This is a genomic window from Aliiglaciecola sp. LCG003, assembly GCF_030316135.1.
Lineage (GTDB): Bacteria > Pseudomonadota > Gammaproteobacteria > Enterobacterales > Alteromonadaceae > Aliiglaciecola.
The window spans coordinates 1,408,924-1,426,880 of sequence record NZ_CP128185.1 but is presented as its reverse complement, the minus strand read 5'-3'; the positions used below and the strand labels follow the sequence as shown (position 1 = coordinate 1,426,880).

Sequence of the window (17,957 nt, the reverse complement as noted above, 5' to 3'; positions counted from 1 at the left end):
ACCTTACATTTCATGCCTTTTGCCACCATCAACTGTGAAGTCTGAACCTGTAATATAACCAGCTGATTCACTTGCCAAAAAGTTAACTAGGGATGCCACATCGTTGACAGTCCCCATACGTCCCAATGGAATCCTTTTACTGGCGTTGGTTTTTGCTTCATCAACTACATGCTTTACGGGCAAATTGACATCCAACGCCACTTTTTGCATATGTCCATGCCAGCCTTCAGTTTCTATTATGCCAGGCGATACGGTATTAACTGTCACCTGACTACTAGCAAGCTGTTTAGATAAATGTTTGCTAAAGTTATTTAGCGCCGCTTTTGCAGCTGAATAATGCGGGTTGAAAAATCCCGGAGAGTTCGCATTAATACTGGAGATATTAATAATCCGCCCTCTCCCTTGCTTATCAATTAGCGGCAGTATCTTGTTAGTCAAATCAACAATTGAAAAAAGGTTGAGTACAAATGCATGCTGCCAATCGTCTCTGTCTAATTTGTGTAAGGGCGCATTTTTTTTAGCCCCACCAGCATTATTCAGCAGGACTTGGATTGACCGTTGAGAATGATTAAGCCAATCATATATTCGATCGATACTAGCTACCTCAGTGAGATCGCAACTCAGAAATTCACACTCTACTGAATATTCATCAATAATATTTTTTGCTAAACGCTCAAGTTTGTCTTGACGCCGGGCGACCAACAGCAGTGAAAAACCGCTTGAGGCCAAAGCGATTGCGCATTGCTTTCCTATCCCTTCACTTGCCCCCGTTATTAGTGCCCATTTTTGTGCTGCTAACATTAGTCACCCTTTCTATTATTCGCAAGATAATTGAGTTGATGCCAACCATCACGCAGCCCCAGCCCACCATCGACTACGATGGTTTGTCCTGTAATAAAACTCGACATCGGGGAGCATAAAAATATAACAGCGTTTGCAACGTCTATATCCACCCCAACCTTTTTGAGCGGATGCGCGTGCTCGGCTCTTTTTCGATATTCTAAGTTATCTTGGCTGTGAAATCGCTCAAGGTGCTGATCAGCTACAATAAAGCCAGGTGCAACCCCATTTACTCTAACGCCTTGTTCTCCTGCATGAACAGCTAGATAACGAGTAAGTGAATCCAAACCGGCTTTCGCTAGGTGATATGCCGCACTTTCTTTGGATATCTGTTGTGCGCAGATAGAAGAAATGTTCACAATTGCTTTCTCTTCTGACTTATTTGCAACGTGTTGAATAAAAGACTGAGACAATAGCAGAGGAGCTTTAAGACCGACATCTAGAGCATGCTGAAACGAAGTTGATGATTCGACTAAAGGTTTATTACCCCGCGGTCCTCGAGCAGTATTAATCAGGATATCAATACTAGTATGAGCCTTCAACTGCTGAGGAATTAAGTTTTGTAACGCTATCTCATCTGTTAAATCGCAATTAATCCAACTCACTTCTTTCCCATCGAAATTTTGGGGCTTATTTAGGTCGACTATAATAACTTTAGCGCCAGCAAGATTTAGTTGTTTGCATATTTCGGCTCCAATACCACTACTCCCGCCCGTAACCAAAGCAACCTTATGTTTTAATAATTGAGTATTAGGCATTTTTTATAATCCCATTTCTTGCAACATTTCTCTGCACTCTTGGTTGACGGATTCTAGGGTATCTGTAGCAGTTAGTAGCTTTTGATTTTTGCATCGAAAGGGAAATTGCTTTTGCTGGTCTAACTCCAGCGCCATTTCTCTTGTATGGTGACCTACATGCTTCCAAATGCGATATGGTTTACCGCCCAATATAGCAGCTGCACAGAATGCACTGGACATTCCGATGAAACAGTCGCTTTCACACACTACGGAGAAGTAGTCTGCCAATTGCCCCTCAAAAGCGTGCACGTTGCTTAGAGACAAAATCCTGTGCTCGATCGAGTCATCACCGACTAAAATAAAATTCACTTCAGGAGATGTTTCGCACCATCGGCTAAAAAAGCTATGCCAATTTTGCTGATTAGCATTACTTTGAGGGTCTGTTTGGTTATTTTTAAGATGAACACTAATTATAATTTTTTCTGGCTTATCTTTTAATAATAACCTCTTGTTTGAATGGGGGTATCGCCCTCCAAACTCCCCAAGTAAATCAGCAATCCAGCGAGTACTTCCTCGCCTACTCGTCCTTTCGGGCTCAATCAAGTCATGAATTAATCCTGACTCAACCCGCTCACTATCGATGGCGATATTGTGGGATGAAAAGCGCTTTAAAATATTCAGCATAGGTTCATAAGCGGGGCGGTAATTTTTGACCGCGATTGTTCGAATATCTCTGTGATAATATTCCAGCTCATGTATAAATATATATAAACTGCCTATTCGACTATCAACTGAATCAAAGTCCCAGACTCCAACAACTTTGTTGTGCTCCAACGTAAGGCCTCTATATATCCCAGACTAATTGAGCTTGCGCAGAGATAAATAAACTTCCTTCTTTATAACCAAACGGCATATGGTTAATATTTTCAACTTTTCTCCAACCCATTTTCTGACTATATGCATGCAATTCAAGTTCGTGAATATGCTTCAGAATTCGGCATGCATTTTCTTCACTACCCACTTCCAGCATCATGTCGGTATTTTGCCAATGTTGCTTTGAGGTTGAACAAATAGCGTCTACTTCTGCGCCTTCAATGTCCATTTTAATAAAATCAAACTCAGCCATCACATCCGTCAGTGCAACGCATTGAACCTCAAATTCATCGATATCCCCATATACGTTGCTCTTTTTACCCTTAAGATGACTTCCTGTTCGATTACCTTTGAGCCGCGTAAAAACTAAAGTTCCAGATTCATTGGAGACCGCATTTTCTCTAATATTAATAGTTGAAATAGAATTAAGTTCAGCATGTTGCTTTATTTTGGCTACATGTATTGGATCTGGCTCAAATGCGGTCACATGCCAGCCCAATCGAGACATCAATATACTGTGCAAACCTATATTTGCGCCCATATCTGCAGTGCGTTTGTAGCGACATTGATTGGCATGATAAAAAGAGAATAGTATCAGTTCATCAAGCCCAAACAACTTCAATGAATCTATATTTCCCATTGAATAATATGGAAAAACAATATGTCCAAAGGGACCAAAATCAACTGCAACCTCTTCATTGGAAGAAAATCCGCTCTGTTCGATCAACTTGGTACAGACTTCACTACTAAATGCATGAAAGTGTTTAGAATGAGCATGAAAACTTTTAGTTTCTTTAAGCATTTCAAACAAAGAAGCGAATATGTTCATATAGTAAAACCCTCAAAGCGTTCGGCGACGAAGCGCTTTTTAATCATATGGTCCAATATTGGTATGTTTTCGTATGACGTAATCAGTATGCCATCAAGCTCGGAAATCTGATAACCCGATGGTGTATCAACTTTCAAATCCTGTATGTTTTTATAGGTAAATCCAGTTTTGGACTGATCGTCATCAAATACAAGTGTGATTTTTTTCGCTGCTTCACCAATATGATAAAGGATGACTGGCAATAATAAACTTGCACCATAGCCATATACTTTTGAGTGTTGTGTTAGCCATTTGGAGATTTGAATATTTTGCTTCTTAAACGTCGCATAGTTAGCGTGAAACGCCTGCTTCAAGCTCGCAACGCTTTGAATAGGATATTCTAATGGTACCGAGGCTTTGGTGCCCTTTAACCTTCTTTTAAAAGCAAACATTACCGCACCGCCGCATGTTGGATAGGCATTATATTGAATAGAAATCAGTTCTCCATCACAACTATCTACTAACTTATGGATAGATGTAGGATGGAAATAATGAAAATGCTGATGAAAGAAAGCGTCAAATCGAAGCGCCGCTATCTGTTTTTCAAAACAAGGAACCTCAAAATAAAACAACGTATTTTCGTCACATTTATCTAACAGAGTTTGGATAAATTTACGTGGCTCAGCGATGTGCTCCAAAGCATGAGAGCAGACGACTACCTGCGGCGATATTTGCGCCAAATCGATATCCTCAACAAAGCCCTTTATCGTCTTAACATCCTGATAGTCAATATGCTTAGCAACACTAGGGTCGACTAAATATTTATGCTCAACATCGAACAACGACAATAAACTTATATCATTACCGCCAATATCAATGATCGACTCAGTTTGATGGCTCATGGTTTGTCCGATGAACTCTCTGAAACTATTGAAGCGTTTGATTGTTGAAGAGGATTTAGCCGTCGAGTAATTGTAATCAGATTCATTGTAAAGGACACTAGGGGGCAACTGAAAGGCTAGTTGCACGTGCCCACAACAAGCGCATATATCAATGCCTTGGTCAAAGTTTTTAAAATCAGGTTCATACACCCCATAAGTTTCAGATAATGGCAAACCCGGTAATTCTAATAGCGAATCTAACTGCTCACTTTGGCATACTTTACATTTATCAACGTTGCGCATTACTTAACGTCTCGATTGCGGTTTTAACGATATTGCTCGCTGTGAGCCCACTCACTTCGCATAAGGTAGAATACTCCCCATACTCATGGACAAAATCATCAATGGCCAGTTGTCGTATGTCAGCCCGATCCCTGCTATTCCAACTCCGCATCACTAAGTTATATATCCCATCTTGCGCTGAAAGCTCTTCAACTACTAGGGCACGTCCCGTTCTACTAAGACTGTCAATAACCCGGGCAGAGTCAAAGGGCTTGACGCTATGAACATACAACAAATCCACATTCACACCATGCTTTTCACTAAGCTCTTTGGTGGCTTCAATGGCGTTTTTAAGTTGCGGGCCCAACACGATAACACTGATATCGCTTCCTTCGGTAACTTGAATAATTTTACCAGCCTCTATGGGTTGTTCGAACTCAACACCATGTGGGTTTTCAGTCAATTTAAAATAGTTGATCTTTCCGCTATTGTATTGGGCGCGAAACAACTCATCGAATTCTGTTGCTGAACCAGGACAAAACACCTGACTATTAGGAATATGGGACATGAGCGATACATCAGCATAACAATGATGGCTACAGCCAAGTTGAGCATAGTCGAATGCTCCTCCAACTGAAATAAAATTACCCGCAAACCCTTGATAGCCAAAATCTAACTTAATTTGTTCAAATGAACGCTCAATCAAAAATGGAGCTATTGTATGAGTCACAGGAATTAAGCCCTGTTTTGCCATACCCGCCGCTATAGAAACCATAGCTGGCTCACAAATGCCAATATTAAAATATCGCCCAGGGCAGGCTTGCGCAAAGGGTTGTAAAATACCATGGCTGATGTCACCAACCATCACCACCAAGTCATCGTTTTGACGACCAATATCAAGCATAGTGTCGGCAAATTGCTCTCTTAAACCTTTCATACTTCTAGCGCTTCCATTATTTGCTCAAATTCCTGCTGGTTGGGAATTCGATGATGCCACCTACCATGTCCTTCCACGAGTTTCACACCGTACCCTTTGGTATTTTTGCCAATTAATGCGATGGGTTTGCTGGCTTGTTCTATGCGTTTAAAAGCATCGCTAATGCTATTTTGGTTGTGCCCATCAAAGACATGAACCTCCCAACCAAAACTTGCCCATTTTGCAGGAAGATCATCTACAGGGCACAATTGAGCACCAGATAAATTCCAGTCGACAATCGCAACCAAATTATCTAAGCCTCGATTCGCAGCGACATGGGCAGCTTCCCATATAGTTCCTTCATGACATTCACCGTCACCAAGCAAGGCGATAACTCGGGATTTTTTCTGCTTAATTTTGTTACCGATAGCGATCCCTACGGAGAAAGGAAATCCATGACCAAGGGAGCCGGTTGAAGCCTCGATAAAAGGTACTTTTGTTCTATCTGGATGACCACCCAATACCCCTCTGGGCTGCGAGTAGTTATCTAAATCGGCAGAGCTCAATAATTTGTATTTTTCCAGTACAACGTACAAACCTGCACATCCATGTCCTTTTGATAGTACAAATATATCTCGTTCTGACCAATTAGGGTCGGCTGCGTCGAAGCGTAGAACTTGCCCGTATAGATGGTCGATAATATCTACTATAGAAAAAGAACTCGGGATATGCCCTTCTTTTGCTTTAGTGACTATCTCTACAATTCTTTTTCGCAAATCTTTGTTTAGCACTGGTTTACCCCTCAAAAAACACTCTTCCTTGGCCACCATCAAGCAATACGGATGTTCCAATTGCAAAAGAAGCTTTATCGGATACTAGGAAGGCCACAAACTCACTAATTTCTTCAGGAGTACCAAACCGTTTTATTGCCATTCTTTCTGACAAGTATTTTTCGACATGTTCAGGCCGCGATTTAAGCGTCTCATCCCAATAACCCCCTTCGGTAAATACTGCACCGGGTAAAACAGCTGTCATAACAACATTGTCTTTCGAAACGTAGCGCCCGACACTGCGAACATATGCATTAAGCGCAGCCTTAGCTGCACAATACATAGGGGTTCCTTGATTTTCTAACGAGGCAATAGAGGAGATATGACAAATTCGCCCCCATTTTTTAGCACGCATTGATGGTAACAATGCATTATTTATCTCTATCGCATTGAGCAAATTGAATTGCATTACATCTCGCCAAGCTTCAACTGGACTTAATGGATCTGTCACACCCAAATTTCCACCAACATTGTTGATCACAATATCAGGCTGTAAGTTTTTAGACGAAAGCCAGTCCAACAGTATTTTCGGACCATCAATGGCTTTTAAATCGACACTGAAGTAACGGTTATTATTGTTATATTGTGCAGATGCCTGTTCAGTTAATTTTGCTAATTTATCAGTATTTCTAGCAACCCAAATAACGTCAGCACCCTCTTGAGCAAGTGATTGGGCTATAGCCATACCCAAGCCACCAGAAGCCCCAGTCACAACTGCAAGTTTATGTTCAATTTTTAAATTCATATGATTAGAATGGTCCTTTAAACCATTTGCCTGGAATATCGTGCGCCCCGCCGACTTCAATCACATCGACCTTTTCTAACCCAAGCATTTCGCAAACACTATTAGTAATAGTATCTGCATTGTTGTAAAAATCTTTAGTCATTCCATAGCTTGTTGGTTCTGGGTGGTCGGGTAATCCTAACCTTCGTGGAGCTACTTTAAGACTCCCAAAACAATTTTCAGTCACACTAGCGACCAATTCAGCAGCCACAGAAAAGCTTTTATGAGCACTGTCACAAACCAAAAAATTCCCAGTTTTATTTACTGAGTCGTAAATTGGCTGCCAGCCTGCTTTATCAGTTTGAACAGTTTCTAGGACTTCACAGTTAATCCCCTTTTCAGCCAGTTTATCTGCGGCTAGCAAAGCTTCTAATAACATGTAACTATTTGCTACTAGAGTGATATTTCCACCCTGCTTATGATGCCTGACTTTATCAAGTGGCTGGGTTAAATCAACCAATTCAGACTCATCGCATTGCTGATTGTGCAACCAGCGGTGCTCTATGAACAAAACAGGATTGTCATCCATGATAGCCTGATAAAGTTGCTGAGCTACCGAGTCGGTTTTACTTGGGATCACCACTTTTAGACCCGGAATATGCGCAAACCATGCTTGTAAATTTTGTGCATGAGTAGGCCCCTGCCCCCACCCTCTTCCGACAATTAAGCGAATGGTCAGCGGCACTTTCATCTGGCCATTGAACATGTAATGCCATTTGGCGGCATTATTAACTAGTTGATCCATCGCTAACAAAAAGAAGTCCAGTCGTTGATGGGTCATCAATACTCGGCTACCAGATAACGCGGCTCCTATCCCAATACCTGTCATGGCATTTTCAGAGGTTGGCATATCGAAAACCCGCTCGTTGCCAAATGCTTGGACTAGGCCACTGGTCGTATCAAAGATGCTTTTAGGATCATCAATTCCTAAACCAAAGCTGAGCATAGCTGGATCGTTTTGCATAGCTTGATGTTGCGCTGAGTTTACTTGTTTTGCGAAGCTAGTAACTTTTGAATGAGAGTCAGGCATATACAAATCTACTATTGTGTTGAGCAGTTGGAAACCTTGAATCTTCAGCAAAATCGAAGGCTTGATTTATTTCCATCTGGATAGTTTGCTTAGCCAGAACGATGGCTTTGTCATTTGCGGGATTTTCGCGCAGCAGTTGGCTTTCGAGCAAGTTTACTGGATCTCGTTCAAGCCATTTTGACACTTCCCATGATGGACGATAAGCAAGATCATCATCCCAATTTGGACCGCAATGCTCGCGATGACGATAGGTGTGGCACTCCATTAGAACTGGACCAGCCCCAGAGCGAATATTATCTATATTTTTGGCCGCTACGTCGGCAACTTGTATGACATCATTACCGTCCACCTCAACAGCCTGAACACCAATAGCCTCAGCTAGTTTAGTAATTGAGCGACCTTTTGGTTGTCTAACATGCAACGGACTGTAGACTGAATAACCGTTGTTTTCACACACAAATAATATTGGTAATCCCTTTAATGCAGCAAAGTTAGCCGACTCGTAAAACGCGCCTTCCTCTGTTGCACCCTCACCGAAATATGCTACAGAAATCTCGTCCAATTTCTGAACTTGTTGATGCAGAGCATTTCCCACTGCAAGCGGAATACTGTTGCCGACTATCGCAGTACTAGCAACAAACCCAGCATCCAAATCGGTTAAATGCATTGAACCACCACGTCCGCCTGTACAGCCGGTTTCTTTACCATATAGCTCGGCAATCAACTTTTTTAAATCTCCGCCTTTAGCCAGATAATGAGCATGGGCGCGATGTGAACTATACGCTTTATCTTTATGGCTTAAAGAAGCTGATACACCAACAGCAACAGCCTCTTGTCCAATGGACAAATGAGTTGGGCAACGCATCTTTTGTTCAGAATAGCGCGCTGCAATAGCTTCCTCTACCAAACGGATACGCAAGATATCTTGGTAATAAGACAGTAATAAACTCATGGGATAAACCAATAATAATCGCCGGTATAACCAACTTCGTCAAAAAAAGCCTTCCATTCATCAACATGCATTATTGTTTTGGCGGTCAAATTCCATTCATACATTCTAGCTTCTTCTTCGGCATTGCGATAAGCATCCACCGTGATAAAGGCATTACCTTTACTGACACGCATAATTTCTTGCAAAGCTTGTCCACACTCTTGCCTATCGAGGTTATGCACGGTATTTACACTCATAACAAAATCAAAGCTTTTGTCTGCATAAGGTAGCTGAGTTGCGCATCCGCATACCACATCATTTTTGATTTCATCTTTAGCATTCGCAATTGCATATTCTGAAATATCGATTCCTTTGGCTGTAATCCCTGGTATCAATTGCTGGAGATCGTATAGAAAAAAGCCTTTAGCACAGCCTACATCGAGCACAGCACTGTGTTCAGTCAATCCATACTGGTGTTGGATATCTGGTACCACAGGCTGCCAAAAGCGTGGAAAATATTTAAAACCACCATAGCCATATTGGCGTTCGCCATCAAAGAACTGCTGGCCAAATCGCCGAGCAATTTCACGTACTACATCGGTTTTTTCTTCACTACGCGCCTGCGTATTTCGATTCGTTTTAGGGTAATTTCTTAATAAATCTATTTCCATTGATTGAAATTCCTCATTTACTGCTTATGAATATAATCTAAAGGCATCGACTTAAGTTGCTCGAAGTTTAGCTTTGCCCAATCAATAGTTTGTTCTATTCCCTGTTCAAGGGATATTTTATCGTGCCATGCAAATTCGTTTCGAACTTTACTAGAATCTAACAAGTAAGCTGCGTCTTTCCCAGGACGGTCCGCTGAAATCTCACATACTTGGTGAATATCTCGTTGCATTTTTTGGCAGATAAGCTCGACCAACTGCCGGATAGAAACTGTATCTAAGGTAGATATATGATAAGTGTCACCATTAGTGCCTTGCTCGCCAATAGACTGAGTTGCTGACGAAACATCATCAATATGAATAAACGAGCGTTCTGATACCCCGCCACCATGCAGAGGCAATTTACGCCCCATCATGATACTTAGCACTGTCTTAGGAATTATACGATATAGCTGCTGGCCAGGACCGTAGACATTGGCTGCTCGAGTTGTCACAACAGGAAAATCATGTACAGCGAAGAATGTTTTCAGACTCATATCTGCTGCTGCTCGAGAGACCGCATACGGAGTGCTCGGATTAAAGTTCTGTGACTCGTTCACAAAGCCGCTCACTGAGCCGTAGACCTCTGGAGTAGAGATATGTATATATTTGTCTAAGTAGTCTTTATGACGCAATATATTATGCAATTTGATAGTAGATACCGCATTGGTCATGAACCAATGTTCGGGAAACTCCCAACTTTGTCCCACCATGCTTTGTGCGGCAAAGTTATACACATTTCCAACTTGACGATTATCTAGCAATTGCTCAATATTTTCCAAATCGTGGTTTATATCCAATTGATGGAAATTCAACTTTGTAGAATCTCCCCATTTATATGGCAAAAGCGCCTTGATAGGCTGCGCAGATCGGCTTAGAGCGATTACCTCATAGCCTTGCTCTAACATATGCTTGCAGAAGCTAGCGCCTGAAAATGAATTACTGCCAATGACGGCTATAGTATTGGTCATGCAGCGAGTTCCTTGGCCATGTATTGCATTAACATATGGCCTACGATAAGTTGCAAATCTTCGGAAATTTGCATATCGGTTATGTCATTATGAATGGAGTGATCTGCCAATGTTTTTGCCTTACCACCGCTATACCCTAAAATAGCATAGCTGATCATGCCTATTTCTTTTGCTTGTTTAAGTGCCTGAATAATGTTGTTGGAGTTTCCGCTCCCGGACAGCACAATCAGTACATCATCAGGTTTGGCCTTTACGGTCAGTTGATGGGAGAAAATTCTTTCATAGCCGATATCATTACCCAAGCATGTCAGCACGCTGCTATTAGCAGGGAGTGCCTCTACATTAAGACTGTGGTTGCCGGTGGGGTCAATTCCATATAAATAGTCATTAGCTAAATGAATAGCATTTCCAGCACTACCACCATTACCGCAAATATAAACGTTTTTCTTGTTCATGCAGCAATCCAGCAGGTGCTGGGCTAGTCTTTCTATGGTATCTGTGTCAAGTAAGGTTAGCTGCTCACATAAAGCGGCTTGATAAGATGCAATTAGCGATTTCATTTCAATACTTCCTGTTGCATCCACTTAAGGTTGTACCAGCGGTCTTGATCAACTAATTCACCTTGCTGGTAACGATTAATAATTTCATCGATAGCATCGCTAACCGTTTTCTTAGGTTTAAATCCAGTAGCTAGTAATTTATCCGAATTGATCCGGTAAGAGCGCGGATCATTTGATGGTGTCACTTCGATTTTTGCTTTTATTTTTTGGCTGACCATATGGGCAATATCTAAAATTGAAATATTTTCGAAGCCAGCGTTGTAAACACCAGTGTGTTGCGGATTTTCCAACAAGAAAACATATAAGTCTGTGATGTCATCTATATGGATATTGGGTCGGGTCTGATCCCCACCAAACACGGTGATAACACCATTTTTCAATGCCTGCATGGTTAACATGTTGACAGAAACATCTAAGCGCATCCGTGGCGACAAACCGCATACTGTGGCTGGCCTTACTATCTGTACAGCCATTTTATCAGCGTAACTGAGCAATACCCGCTCTGAAACCATTTTGGTTTTATTGTATTCGGAGATAGGCTCTAACACTAAATCCTCTGTTACCTGTGCCTCATCTTTGACACCGTAAACACTGCCCGAAGACGCATAAACAAAATGTTTAATACCTTTCCTGTAGGCCATATCGGCCAATTGCATCGTAGCCAATGCACTAATTTCCCATGTCAACTTGGGATCTAAATCTCCACATGGGTCATTGGCTACCGAAGCAAGATGAACGATACTGTCAATCCCATCTAAATCAATTTCAGCGACCTGTCTGACGTCCTGTTTTAACACAGTTAGCTTGGCATGTTCCGGTAAAAAATTGCCAAACCATTGGGTGTCAAGAGCTACGACGCTATGCCCCTTAGCCAACAGCTTAGGGACTAACACCGACCCTTTATATCCGCACGCACCGGTAACTAAAACTTTCATGATATATTTACTCCAAAATACTTATTCACTTCGCTGATTATGTTCACACTCGTTTCATCAAGCCAAGATATATACTGATCTTCTGATGCGCCTCTAATTTGATTTTTTCCTTTTGAAATACCTACCCGCTCAAGGTGCTCATAGGTATTGGACGTACAAGATTTCTGATACATTCCAAAAAATAAATATCGACATTTTGTGGATAAAAAACACAATATTGCAGGGCCATTACAGACACCTAAATTGATCAAACTTGATTCATAAAGTGCCGTTCGTAATTCAACATCCATTGCTGCCGCACTAAATTCTGACACATTGTCCCATTCAATGGACATTAAAGCTTGGTCTGTATCTCTAATGATTACAACGCAGTAGCCATTAACAGAAAGGATTTCCGCCACTTTTTTCCATTCCAAAAGAGCACTGTTTCTTTCCGAATGTGCGGTCGATTCGCGCAAGGTAATGGTAACGACTTTATCGCGATTGATATTATTATTGTCAAACCATTGGGAAATTTTTTCTCGGTAAAAATCACTAGACGTTATTTTGCGATGTTCCACGCCTGAATTTATGTCATCGAAGAATTCATAGTAATAGTGTCGAGCTACAGGTTTCACAAAATTATGCTGCTCCGGAAACTTGTGAGTCGCAAAGTTAAACAAACGTCTTGCTTCAAAACGATCACTGCAGTAATGCAAGCTTGCTTTTGGGTCAACTAATTTCACTAATGGAAACAGTAGGTGGGTGACACGAAAGTTCATTTCATCCAAACTAAAAAAATCGATATCGCTCCTAAAGCCGTGCTTGTCCCCAGGGCAAATAATAACACTCAATGAACAGAGTTTACGTTTTTCGGCTTCAAGTTGACATTTTACCAGAAACGTCAAGAAATCATACGTAGGTGGTGATATTCGCAGGTCATAAATAACGGTTAATCTCTGCTGATTTGTGATGAAATTGTCATTATTATCAGCGAACAAATCACTTAGTTGCTTGAGGCTCCCATCCAAAGCATTAAACCAATACACAGGTACACTATCTATTTTATCGATAAGATGAAGTACCTCATCATAGCGATATATAGCTATGACTACTTTATCGTAATCCCCTACATTCAATTCTGTTAACGGCCGGATACTCCGACCATTGAAGTCACCTTTTCCTGTTGAATTGAAAAACTCCATGCAATTTCGCAGAGCATGAGAATCAAGATACTGTTGAGCACTCCCCCCTGTCCCCACCACTGCGACTTTTTGCTTGGCAGATGCACTCATAGCTAGTCCCATCTTTTACCTCTTAAGCCACATAAACACATTGAATATGTTTTGGTATATCAGCGGCAATCTTGTCTGAAGAGCCGACAGATGTAAGTACTATAAGCCCGATTTGCGTAGCCTGAATATCAGCGGGAGTAATGACGGGTTTATCCATGCAACTCTGTCCCTGAGTGGCATTAGAGTCGATAAAACCCACTACTTTTATGTGCTTTGTCGTTAACTGCTTGCAGACCTGTTTGGCGGCAACGCCTGTTCCCCAAATATAGAGATTGTCAACACTGCTACAGTTTGAAACCTTGCTAATAAGTTTATTGATATAAGACTGGGCCAGCAATTGCATGTCGGCTTGGTACGTCAAATCAGGCGAAGAACGATATTTCTGAACCAAATTAAACAGTCCGAAACGCTTATTATTTTCAAGTTTTTCTGCTTTAGTAAAGATATTTGCGACGCTTTTAGTGTTATCGATAGCTATCAGCAGTTGATTCAGTAAAGCACCAGCGTCATATAATTCAGCCATCTCAGACCATAGGAAAGGCGCAATCTGGTCGTGCTCCCCAGCAACTTCTTGACGGAATACTTCGGTAGCCGCAAATACTCGATTTTTACCAGAGATTAAATGCTGTCTGGCATTTTTGGGATTTTGACTATATAGACAGATCTTAGCTAAGTAGTAATCACTTTCTATGGCTTTTATGCACAATACCGGACAAAAATCACTGCAATTAAGGGTCAGTATCCGACCGAAATGGCATGCAGAAGCAGCCAAATTACCGGCGTCAAACAGACGCTTTGCGATTAGAAAAGATAAAGACACATACCAACGTAACACAAAGGGATTTTGTGCTAAATCATGGTTTGAAGTATTTTCTAGTAGAGACTCAGCATCTAGGATCCACTGATTGATGAATCCTTCAGAAGATGACTCTAATGCATAACCTTGTACTGTTTTTAGCATTAACCTATCGTCACTGCTAGTAGCTAACAACTGGGCCACATAATCAGCACGTACTTTATTATCTTCGATCCGTTGTCCCACTTGCACTAGTTGTCTGTGCAACCAAGGGTTGTCATAACCGCTGGCAAAATCCACGTAAATGGGTAAAGCAGCTTGCGGATACTGTGAGTTAACATATTCAGTGTTTTTATGGTTTTGCCACAAAGGACTACTCAAATTGGGCGTAGCGACTATGACTAACCACTCTGTATCGACTTCTTTGGAATCTAAGCTTATTTGTTCGAACCTGCGAGGCGCACTTGTCAATTTGAATCCCCCAGGTGCTGTCTGGTGGTATCGCGCTTCGAGAATAAAGCCGTAATCCGATAACAGACTGGCGAATTTATGCCAATCAAACTCATGAAAGTGATAAGGGTTCGGATCTTTACCTGTTTCATCAACCCATAAGTACGGCACGCTGGCAATCAATCGACCATCAGGCTTTAAACTTTTCAAACATAATTTGAAAAACGAATGGAAATCGGTAACGTGCTCAATGGTTTCAAAAGATGTAATTAAATCAAATAGTTTAAAATCGGTAGATTGGTATTCATCTATATCCAGCACTTGATAATCAAGTCTGTCGTTGCCGTACACCCCATTTGCATAGGCCACACTGTCAGGGCAAATATCTACTGCTGTGACACTTGCTACATGATCATTTGTTGATAGCAGATAACTGCCGTAACCCAAACCACAGGCACAATCGAGTACTCTATCATTGGGCCGTATATACTGATGAGCAAAAACATAGCGGAATACATGAGCATCTGACCGACATGAAAACTCCCTCAACATGTCCATATGTAAATCACGCTCAGCTAACAAGTTCTGCATCACGGTTAGCTTATGCCCAGTTTGGCGGACTTTCTTAAAGGTTGTCGTTATAAAAGTTCGATCATCTTTTAGCGATTGGTAATCACGGTTAAACCATTCATAGCCATTAAGATGATAGCCTTGGGCATACATTTGCTGTTCGATATCTTTTTGCCTGACGCTTTCACCATCTGACTTCATCACTGTCACAAACACATCATGATGTAACTGATAACGATAGTGATCTTCGATTTTTTCGAGATTCTCCGATAACGTCGCTACGCTACACAGCACGTGACCTTCGGTCAAGGTTGCATTTTCGATGTAATCAATCGCCTCTGCTGGAAACAGTGCTTGAAAGCAACGCTTGTCCTCAGCAGTGAATACTAAGAACCTTAGGCCTTCACTTAAGGGCACACTGGGAAGACTTAAGTCTTTGGATAAATTCATTTTAACGGTCCAAGTTAGTCTGGCACATGCAATCACCTTGTTGTTATAGGCTTAACACGTCGATAGCGTGTGAATTGTGCATAATAGACTGTTCATAAATGTTTCTAGCTATTTCATCCTTAAATGCATAAGAAGAAATTAGAACTTTATCAGTACCACCAGCTAAGGCAGTATCTAGGCTAACGACTTCGAAACCAGCAACGTTATAAGGGCCTGAAATGTCAGCCTTGCGGTCAATCAAATAGTCAATCTGTAGATTATTTTTTTGTAAATAAGGTAATAATTTTTCGAAAAACAACCCTGCACCATAGACCGAAAAACGGCGCCATTTATGCTCAAGTAAACGTTCGACCAAATTCAACACATCACTGTCAGTATCCATTGACATTAAACCTAATTGTCTGGCCAGAAATCGCTCAGAGATCAGCGTAATTACTGCCTGTGGCCAATGGATTTTCCCAACTTTAACCTTTGGGTATTGGCAAAATTCTTGATAAAAATCGGCTAGTCCCCATTGTTCAATTTCTTCTCGCTGATGATCAGTGATAATCGGATAGGCATCATTTGAACCAAAGTTATCCTGATGCAAAATTCGCGTAAAAAGCTGTGCTTCTAATTTGCTAGGAAGCTGAATATAGCGATACAAAATGGGAATAATTTGTTTGGTACTGATCTGACCAAATCCAAGTTGATGATGTAGCCTAAAATAAACTACAACCCCATTTAGAAAATCGTTCACGGGAGCTGAATTATCTGGTAAATGTGCGGCTAGAATTGGTGTACCGGTTGTGTCATCTTGATAGCCCAAAGTTGTTCCACAGTCACCGACTAAAAACGGTTCGATACATTCTGGCGAACGGGATAAAAGCTGACGTAAATTGCGGCTATCTGAATGGGCATTGATAAAACTGCTGTATCGCGTGGACGCAGAGAAACGATAAATCCTCTCGGATGAATAAAACAGCAAATTGCCTGCACTTTTACAATTCAGAATAGCTTCTATCTGATGTTGAATGGTGCCGCCATTGCCTAGATCAACGACTGTACAGGTATCAAGACTCTCACCAATGTGATGAGTAAAGTAACGGCTGAAAAGCGCTCTTTGCAAATGCACATAATCTTTTAATTGTTGGCTATTTGCGCGAGCGGCGTCTGTTAGTAGTTTTAACAAGTTTTGACCCTGAAAGAACAAGCCATCTGTGTCTCGGACCAAAACGTTCTTATGAGCAGAATGCACTTCGTCATGGGACAGCAAAAAATCTCGATAAAAGTCATCTACCGTGTAACCTCTTCTTTGCACTAGCACATAAATGAGATCTTCAAACCAGGATTCGTGTTGAGTATCGATAGCAGGCCAAAAAGTAGATTTTCGTGATGCATAAAGCTTCTTAACTACGATATCGGTTAAATTACGTTGTTGCAGACGATTCTCAATCAGAGGAGCAAATACTTCTGCTTCGCGCATTAGGCATAATATGCAAGAACTTTTCGCTTTTATGGTTTGATCGATTACCCAATCAGTAAAAGAAAATAGTATAGGCCCCCAAATAAGTGATCCAATATTAAATGCAACTGCATCAGACTGAGCTTGGAAATGTGTAGAGGCGAGCATACGAGCAGAGTTGAAGCTCTGGCTCTCAGGGAATAGTGTGCTTTCAAGGTGAAAAATGCTATTCACATCCAACTCAGTTGACAAACATTGCGCAAGCAACTGTTTTTGCTTGGGCATCGTAAAATCTGATAGCAAATTGTCACCTAAATGCAGCCAACTGGACTTCTCAATACTATATTGCTCAGCCAAGTGGTCGAACATCAATCCCGATGACTTATTTAACTTATACTCTGACGAAACATGCAGAGGTAAAGATTGCAGCAATGGATAATCAGCAAAGAAGCACTGCCGTATTTGGGCCTTACTTAAATACATATCTGACACCAAAAAAACTTGAATCCCTTGTTCAACTAAGGCGGCAATAAAATCATTCATAGGCTGATAAATAAATCCCAGCCTTTTTTCAATATCCAGTTCTGCTTGTTTTAAACCATCAACCACCTCTAAAGAGAACGGCATACTGGAGAATATATCCTCAAGGGATACCTCACCATGGATGGCTTGACGTTTGACTTGCTTCTCAACATAGACACGAAGCTCTTTGAATTCATCGGCACTCATCGTCAGCTCATTGGTCAAACTGAAATGGTCAAATGCTGCAGTAAAGACTTCGACAGGACGAGCAACTCGACGAAACACTATGGTATCAAACACGTCGAATGAGACAGTTTTAATGCCTTCATTGTGAATAAATTGACGTAAATTCATGACCCTTTCTGA

At 41.3% G+C, this 17,957-nt stretch carries 17 protein-coding genes; all 17 read right to left on the bottom strand.

Going from position 1 to position 17,957, the window contains the following annotated elements:
- Nucleotides 1-3: 3 nt before the first annotated feature.
- Genes QR722_RS06035 through QR722_RS05955 form a run of 17 tightly spaced genes read right to left on the bottom strand, consistent with a single transcriptional unit; the run spans nt 4 to nt 17,945 of the window.
- Complete coding sequence (locus tag QR722_RS06035) at nt 4-801, bottom strand: SDR family NAD(P)-dependent oxidoreductase (RefSeq protein ID WP_286286203.1); 798 nt, start codon at nt 799-801, stop codon at nt 4-6.
- Nucleotides 801-1,598, bottom strand: coding sequence for an SDR family NAD(P)-dependent oxidoreductase (locus tag QR722_RS06030; RefSeq protein ID WP_286286201.1), 798 nt, complete (start codon nt 1,596-1,598; stop codon nt 801-803). Before QR722_RS06030 ends, QR722_RS06035 begins: the two co-directional genes overlap by 1 nt.
- A 3-nt stretch (nt 1,599-1,601) precedes the next feature.
- Nucleotides 1,602-2,411, bottom strand: a complete 810-nt coding sequence (locus tag QR722_RS06025) for a hypothetical protein (RefSeq protein WP_286286197.1) — start codon at nt 2,409-2,411, stop codon at nt 1,602-1,604.
- 10 nt (nt 2,412-2,421) lie between these two features.
- A complete protein-coding gene (locus QR722_RS06020) occupies nt 2,422-3,279 on the bottom strand; it encodes an FkbM family methyltransferase (protein WP_286286196.1) in 858 nt (285 codons plus the stop codon).
- Nucleotides 3,276-4,442, bottom strand: coding sequence for a methyltransferase domain-containing protein (locus QR722_RS06015; protein ID WP_286286194.1), 1,167 nt, complete (start codon nt 4,440-4,442; stop codon nt 3,276-3,278). The genes QR722_RS06020 and QR722_RS06015 overlap by 4 nt, the downstream gene beginning before the upstream one ends.
- Nucleotides 4,429-5,358: a transketolase family protein gene (locus QR722_RS06010; RefSeq protein WP_286286193.1), complete on the bottom strand. Its 930-nt coding sequence runs from the start codon at nt 5,356-5,358 to the stop codon at nt 4,429-4,431. Before QR722_RS06010 ends, QR722_RS06015 begins: the two co-directional genes overlap by 14 nt.
- On the bottom strand, nt 5,355-6,128 hold the full coding sequence (locus QR722_RS06005; protein ID WP_286286191.1) for a transketolase: 774 nt from the start codon (nt 6,126-6,128) through the stop codon (nt 5,355-5,357). Before QR722_RS06005 ends, QR722_RS06010 begins: the two co-directional genes overlap by 4 nt.
- 4 nt (nt 6,129-6,132) lie before the next feature.
- Nucleotides 6,133-6,912, bottom strand: coding sequence for an SDR family NAD(P)-dependent oxidoreductase (locus QR722_RS06000; RefSeq protein WP_286286190.1), 780 nt, complete (start codon nt 6,910-6,912; stop codon nt 6,133-6,135).
- A 4-nt stretch (nt 6,913-6,916) separates the two neighbouring features.
- Nucleotides 6,917-7,981, bottom strand: coding sequence for an alpha-ketoacid dehydrogenase subunit beta (locus QR722_RS05995; RefSeq protein ID WP_286286188.1), 1,065 nt, complete (start codon nt 7,979-7,981; stop codon nt 6,917-6,919).
- Nucleotides 7,974-8,933, bottom strand: coding sequence for a thiamine pyrophosphate-dependent dehydrogenase E1 component subunit alpha (locus tag QR722_RS05990; protein ID WP_286286187.1), 960 nt, complete (start codon nt 8,931-8,933; stop codon nt 7,974-7,976). The genes QR722_RS05995 and QR722_RS05990 overlap by 8 nt, the downstream gene beginning before the upstream one ends.
- A complete protein-coding gene (locus tag QR722_RS05985; protein ID WP_286286185.1) occupies nt 8,930-9,583 on the bottom strand; it encodes a class I SAM-dependent methyltransferase in 654 nt (217 codons plus the stop codon). Before QR722_RS05985 ends, QR722_RS05990 begins: the two co-directional genes overlap by 4 nt.
- 17 nt (nt 9,584-9,600) lie before the next feature.
- Nucleotides 9,601-10,590 (bottom strand): GDP-mannose 4,6-dehydratase, encoded by a 990-nt coding sequence (locus tag QR722_RS05980; RefSeq protein ID WP_286286183.1) that lies wholly within the window; start codon nt 10,588-10,590, stop codon nt 9,601-9,603.
- A complete protein-coding gene (locus tag QR722_RS05975; protein ID WP_286286181.1) occupies nt 10,587-11,150 on the bottom strand; it encodes an SIS domain-containing protein in 564 nt (187 codons plus the stop codon). The genes QR722_RS05980 and QR722_RS05975 overlap by 4 nt, the downstream gene beginning before the upstream one ends.
- Nucleotides 11,147-12,085 carry an NAD-dependent epimerase/dehydratase family protein gene (locus QR722_RS05970; protein WP_286286179.1) on the bottom strand — a complete coding sequence of 313 codons (939 nt, stop codon included), beginning with the start codon at nt 12,083-12,085 and terminating at the stop codon, nt 11,147-11,149. Before QR722_RS05970 ends, QR722_RS05975 begins: the two co-directional genes overlap by 4 nt.
- Nucleotides 12,082-13,359, bottom strand: coding sequence for a hypothetical protein (locus tag QR722_RS05965; protein WP_286286178.1), 1,278 nt, complete (start codon nt 13,357-13,359; stop codon nt 12,082-12,084). The genes QR722_RS05970 and QR722_RS05965 overlap by 4 nt, the downstream gene beginning before the upstream one ends.
- A gap of 22 nt (nt 13,360-13,381) precedes the next feature.
- Nucleotides 13,382-15,625 carry a class I SAM-dependent methyltransferase gene (locus tag QR722_RS05960; RefSeq protein ID WP_286286177.1) on the bottom strand — a complete coding sequence of 748 codons (2,244 nt, stop codon included), beginning with the start codon at nt 15,623-15,625 and terminating at the stop codon, nt 13,382-13,384.
- A 43-nt stretch (nt 15,626-15,668) separates the two neighbouring features.
- Nucleotides 15,669-17,945, bottom strand: coding sequence for an HAD family hydrolase (locus QR722_RS05955; RefSeq protein ID WP_286286176.1), 2,277 nt, complete (start codon nt 17,943-17,945; stop codon nt 15,669-15,671).
- Nucleotides 17,946-17,957 lie beyond the last annotated feature (12 nt).

Coding starts and splice junctions, on each gene's coding strand:
- QR722_RS06035 (WP_286286203.1), bottom strand. CDS start 801: ATGTTAGCAGCACAAAAATGGGCACTAATAACGGGGGCAAGTGAAGGG.
- QR722_RS06030 (WP_286286201.1), bottom strand. CDS start 1,598: ATGCCTAATACTCAATTATTAAAACATAAGGTTGCTTTGGTTACGGGC.
- QR722_RS06020 (WP_286286196.1), bottom strand. CDS start 3,279: ATGAACATATTCGCTTCTTTGTTTGAAATGCTTAAAGAAACTAAAAGT.
- QR722_RS06015 (WP_286286194.1), bottom strand. CDS start 4,442: ATGCGCAACGTTGATAAATGTAAAGTATGCCAAAGTGAGCAGTTAGAT.
- QR722_RS06010 (WP_286286193.1), bottom strand. CDS start 5,358: ATGAAAGGTTTAAGAGAGCAATTTGCCGACACTATGCTTGATATTGGT.
- QR722_RS06000 (WP_286286190.1), bottom strand. CDS start 6,912: ATGAATTTAAAAATTGAACATAAACTTGCAGTTGTGACTGGGGCTTCT.
- QR722_RS05995 (WP_286286188.1), bottom strand. CDS start 7,981: ATGCCTGACTCTCATTCAAAAGTTACTAGCTTCGCAAAACAAGTAAAC.
- QR722_RS05990 (WP_286286187.1), bottom strand. CDS start 8,933: ATGAGTTTATTACTGTCTTATTACCAAGATATCTTGCGTATCCGTTTG.
- QR722_RS05985 (WP_286286185.1), bottom strand. CDS start 9,583: ATGGAAATAGATTTATTAAGAAATTACCCTAAAACGAATCGAAATACG.
- QR722_RS05980 (WP_286286183.1), bottom strand. CDS start 10,590: ATGACCAATACTATAGCCGTCATTGGCAGTAATTCATTTTCAGGCGCT.
- QR722_RS05975 (WP_286286181.1), bottom strand. CDS start 11,150: ATGAAATCGCTAATTGCATCTTATCAAGCCGCTTTATGTGAGCAGCTA.
- QR722_RS05970 (WP_286286179.1), bottom strand. CDS start 12,085: ATGAAAGTTTTAGTTACCGGTGCGTGCGGATATAAAGGGTCGGTGTTA.
- QR722_RS05965 (WP_286286178.1), bottom strand. CDS start 13,359: ATGAGTGCATCTGCCAAGCAAAAAGTCGCAGTGGTGGGGACAGGGGGG.
- QR722_RS05960 (WP_286286177.1), bottom strand. CDS start 15,625: ATGAATTTATCCAAAGACTTAAGTCTTCCCAGTGTGCCCTTAAGTGAA.
- QR722_RS05955 (WP_286286176.1), bottom strand. CDS start 17,945: ATGAATTTACGTCAATTTATTCACAATGAAGGCATTAAAACTGTCTCA.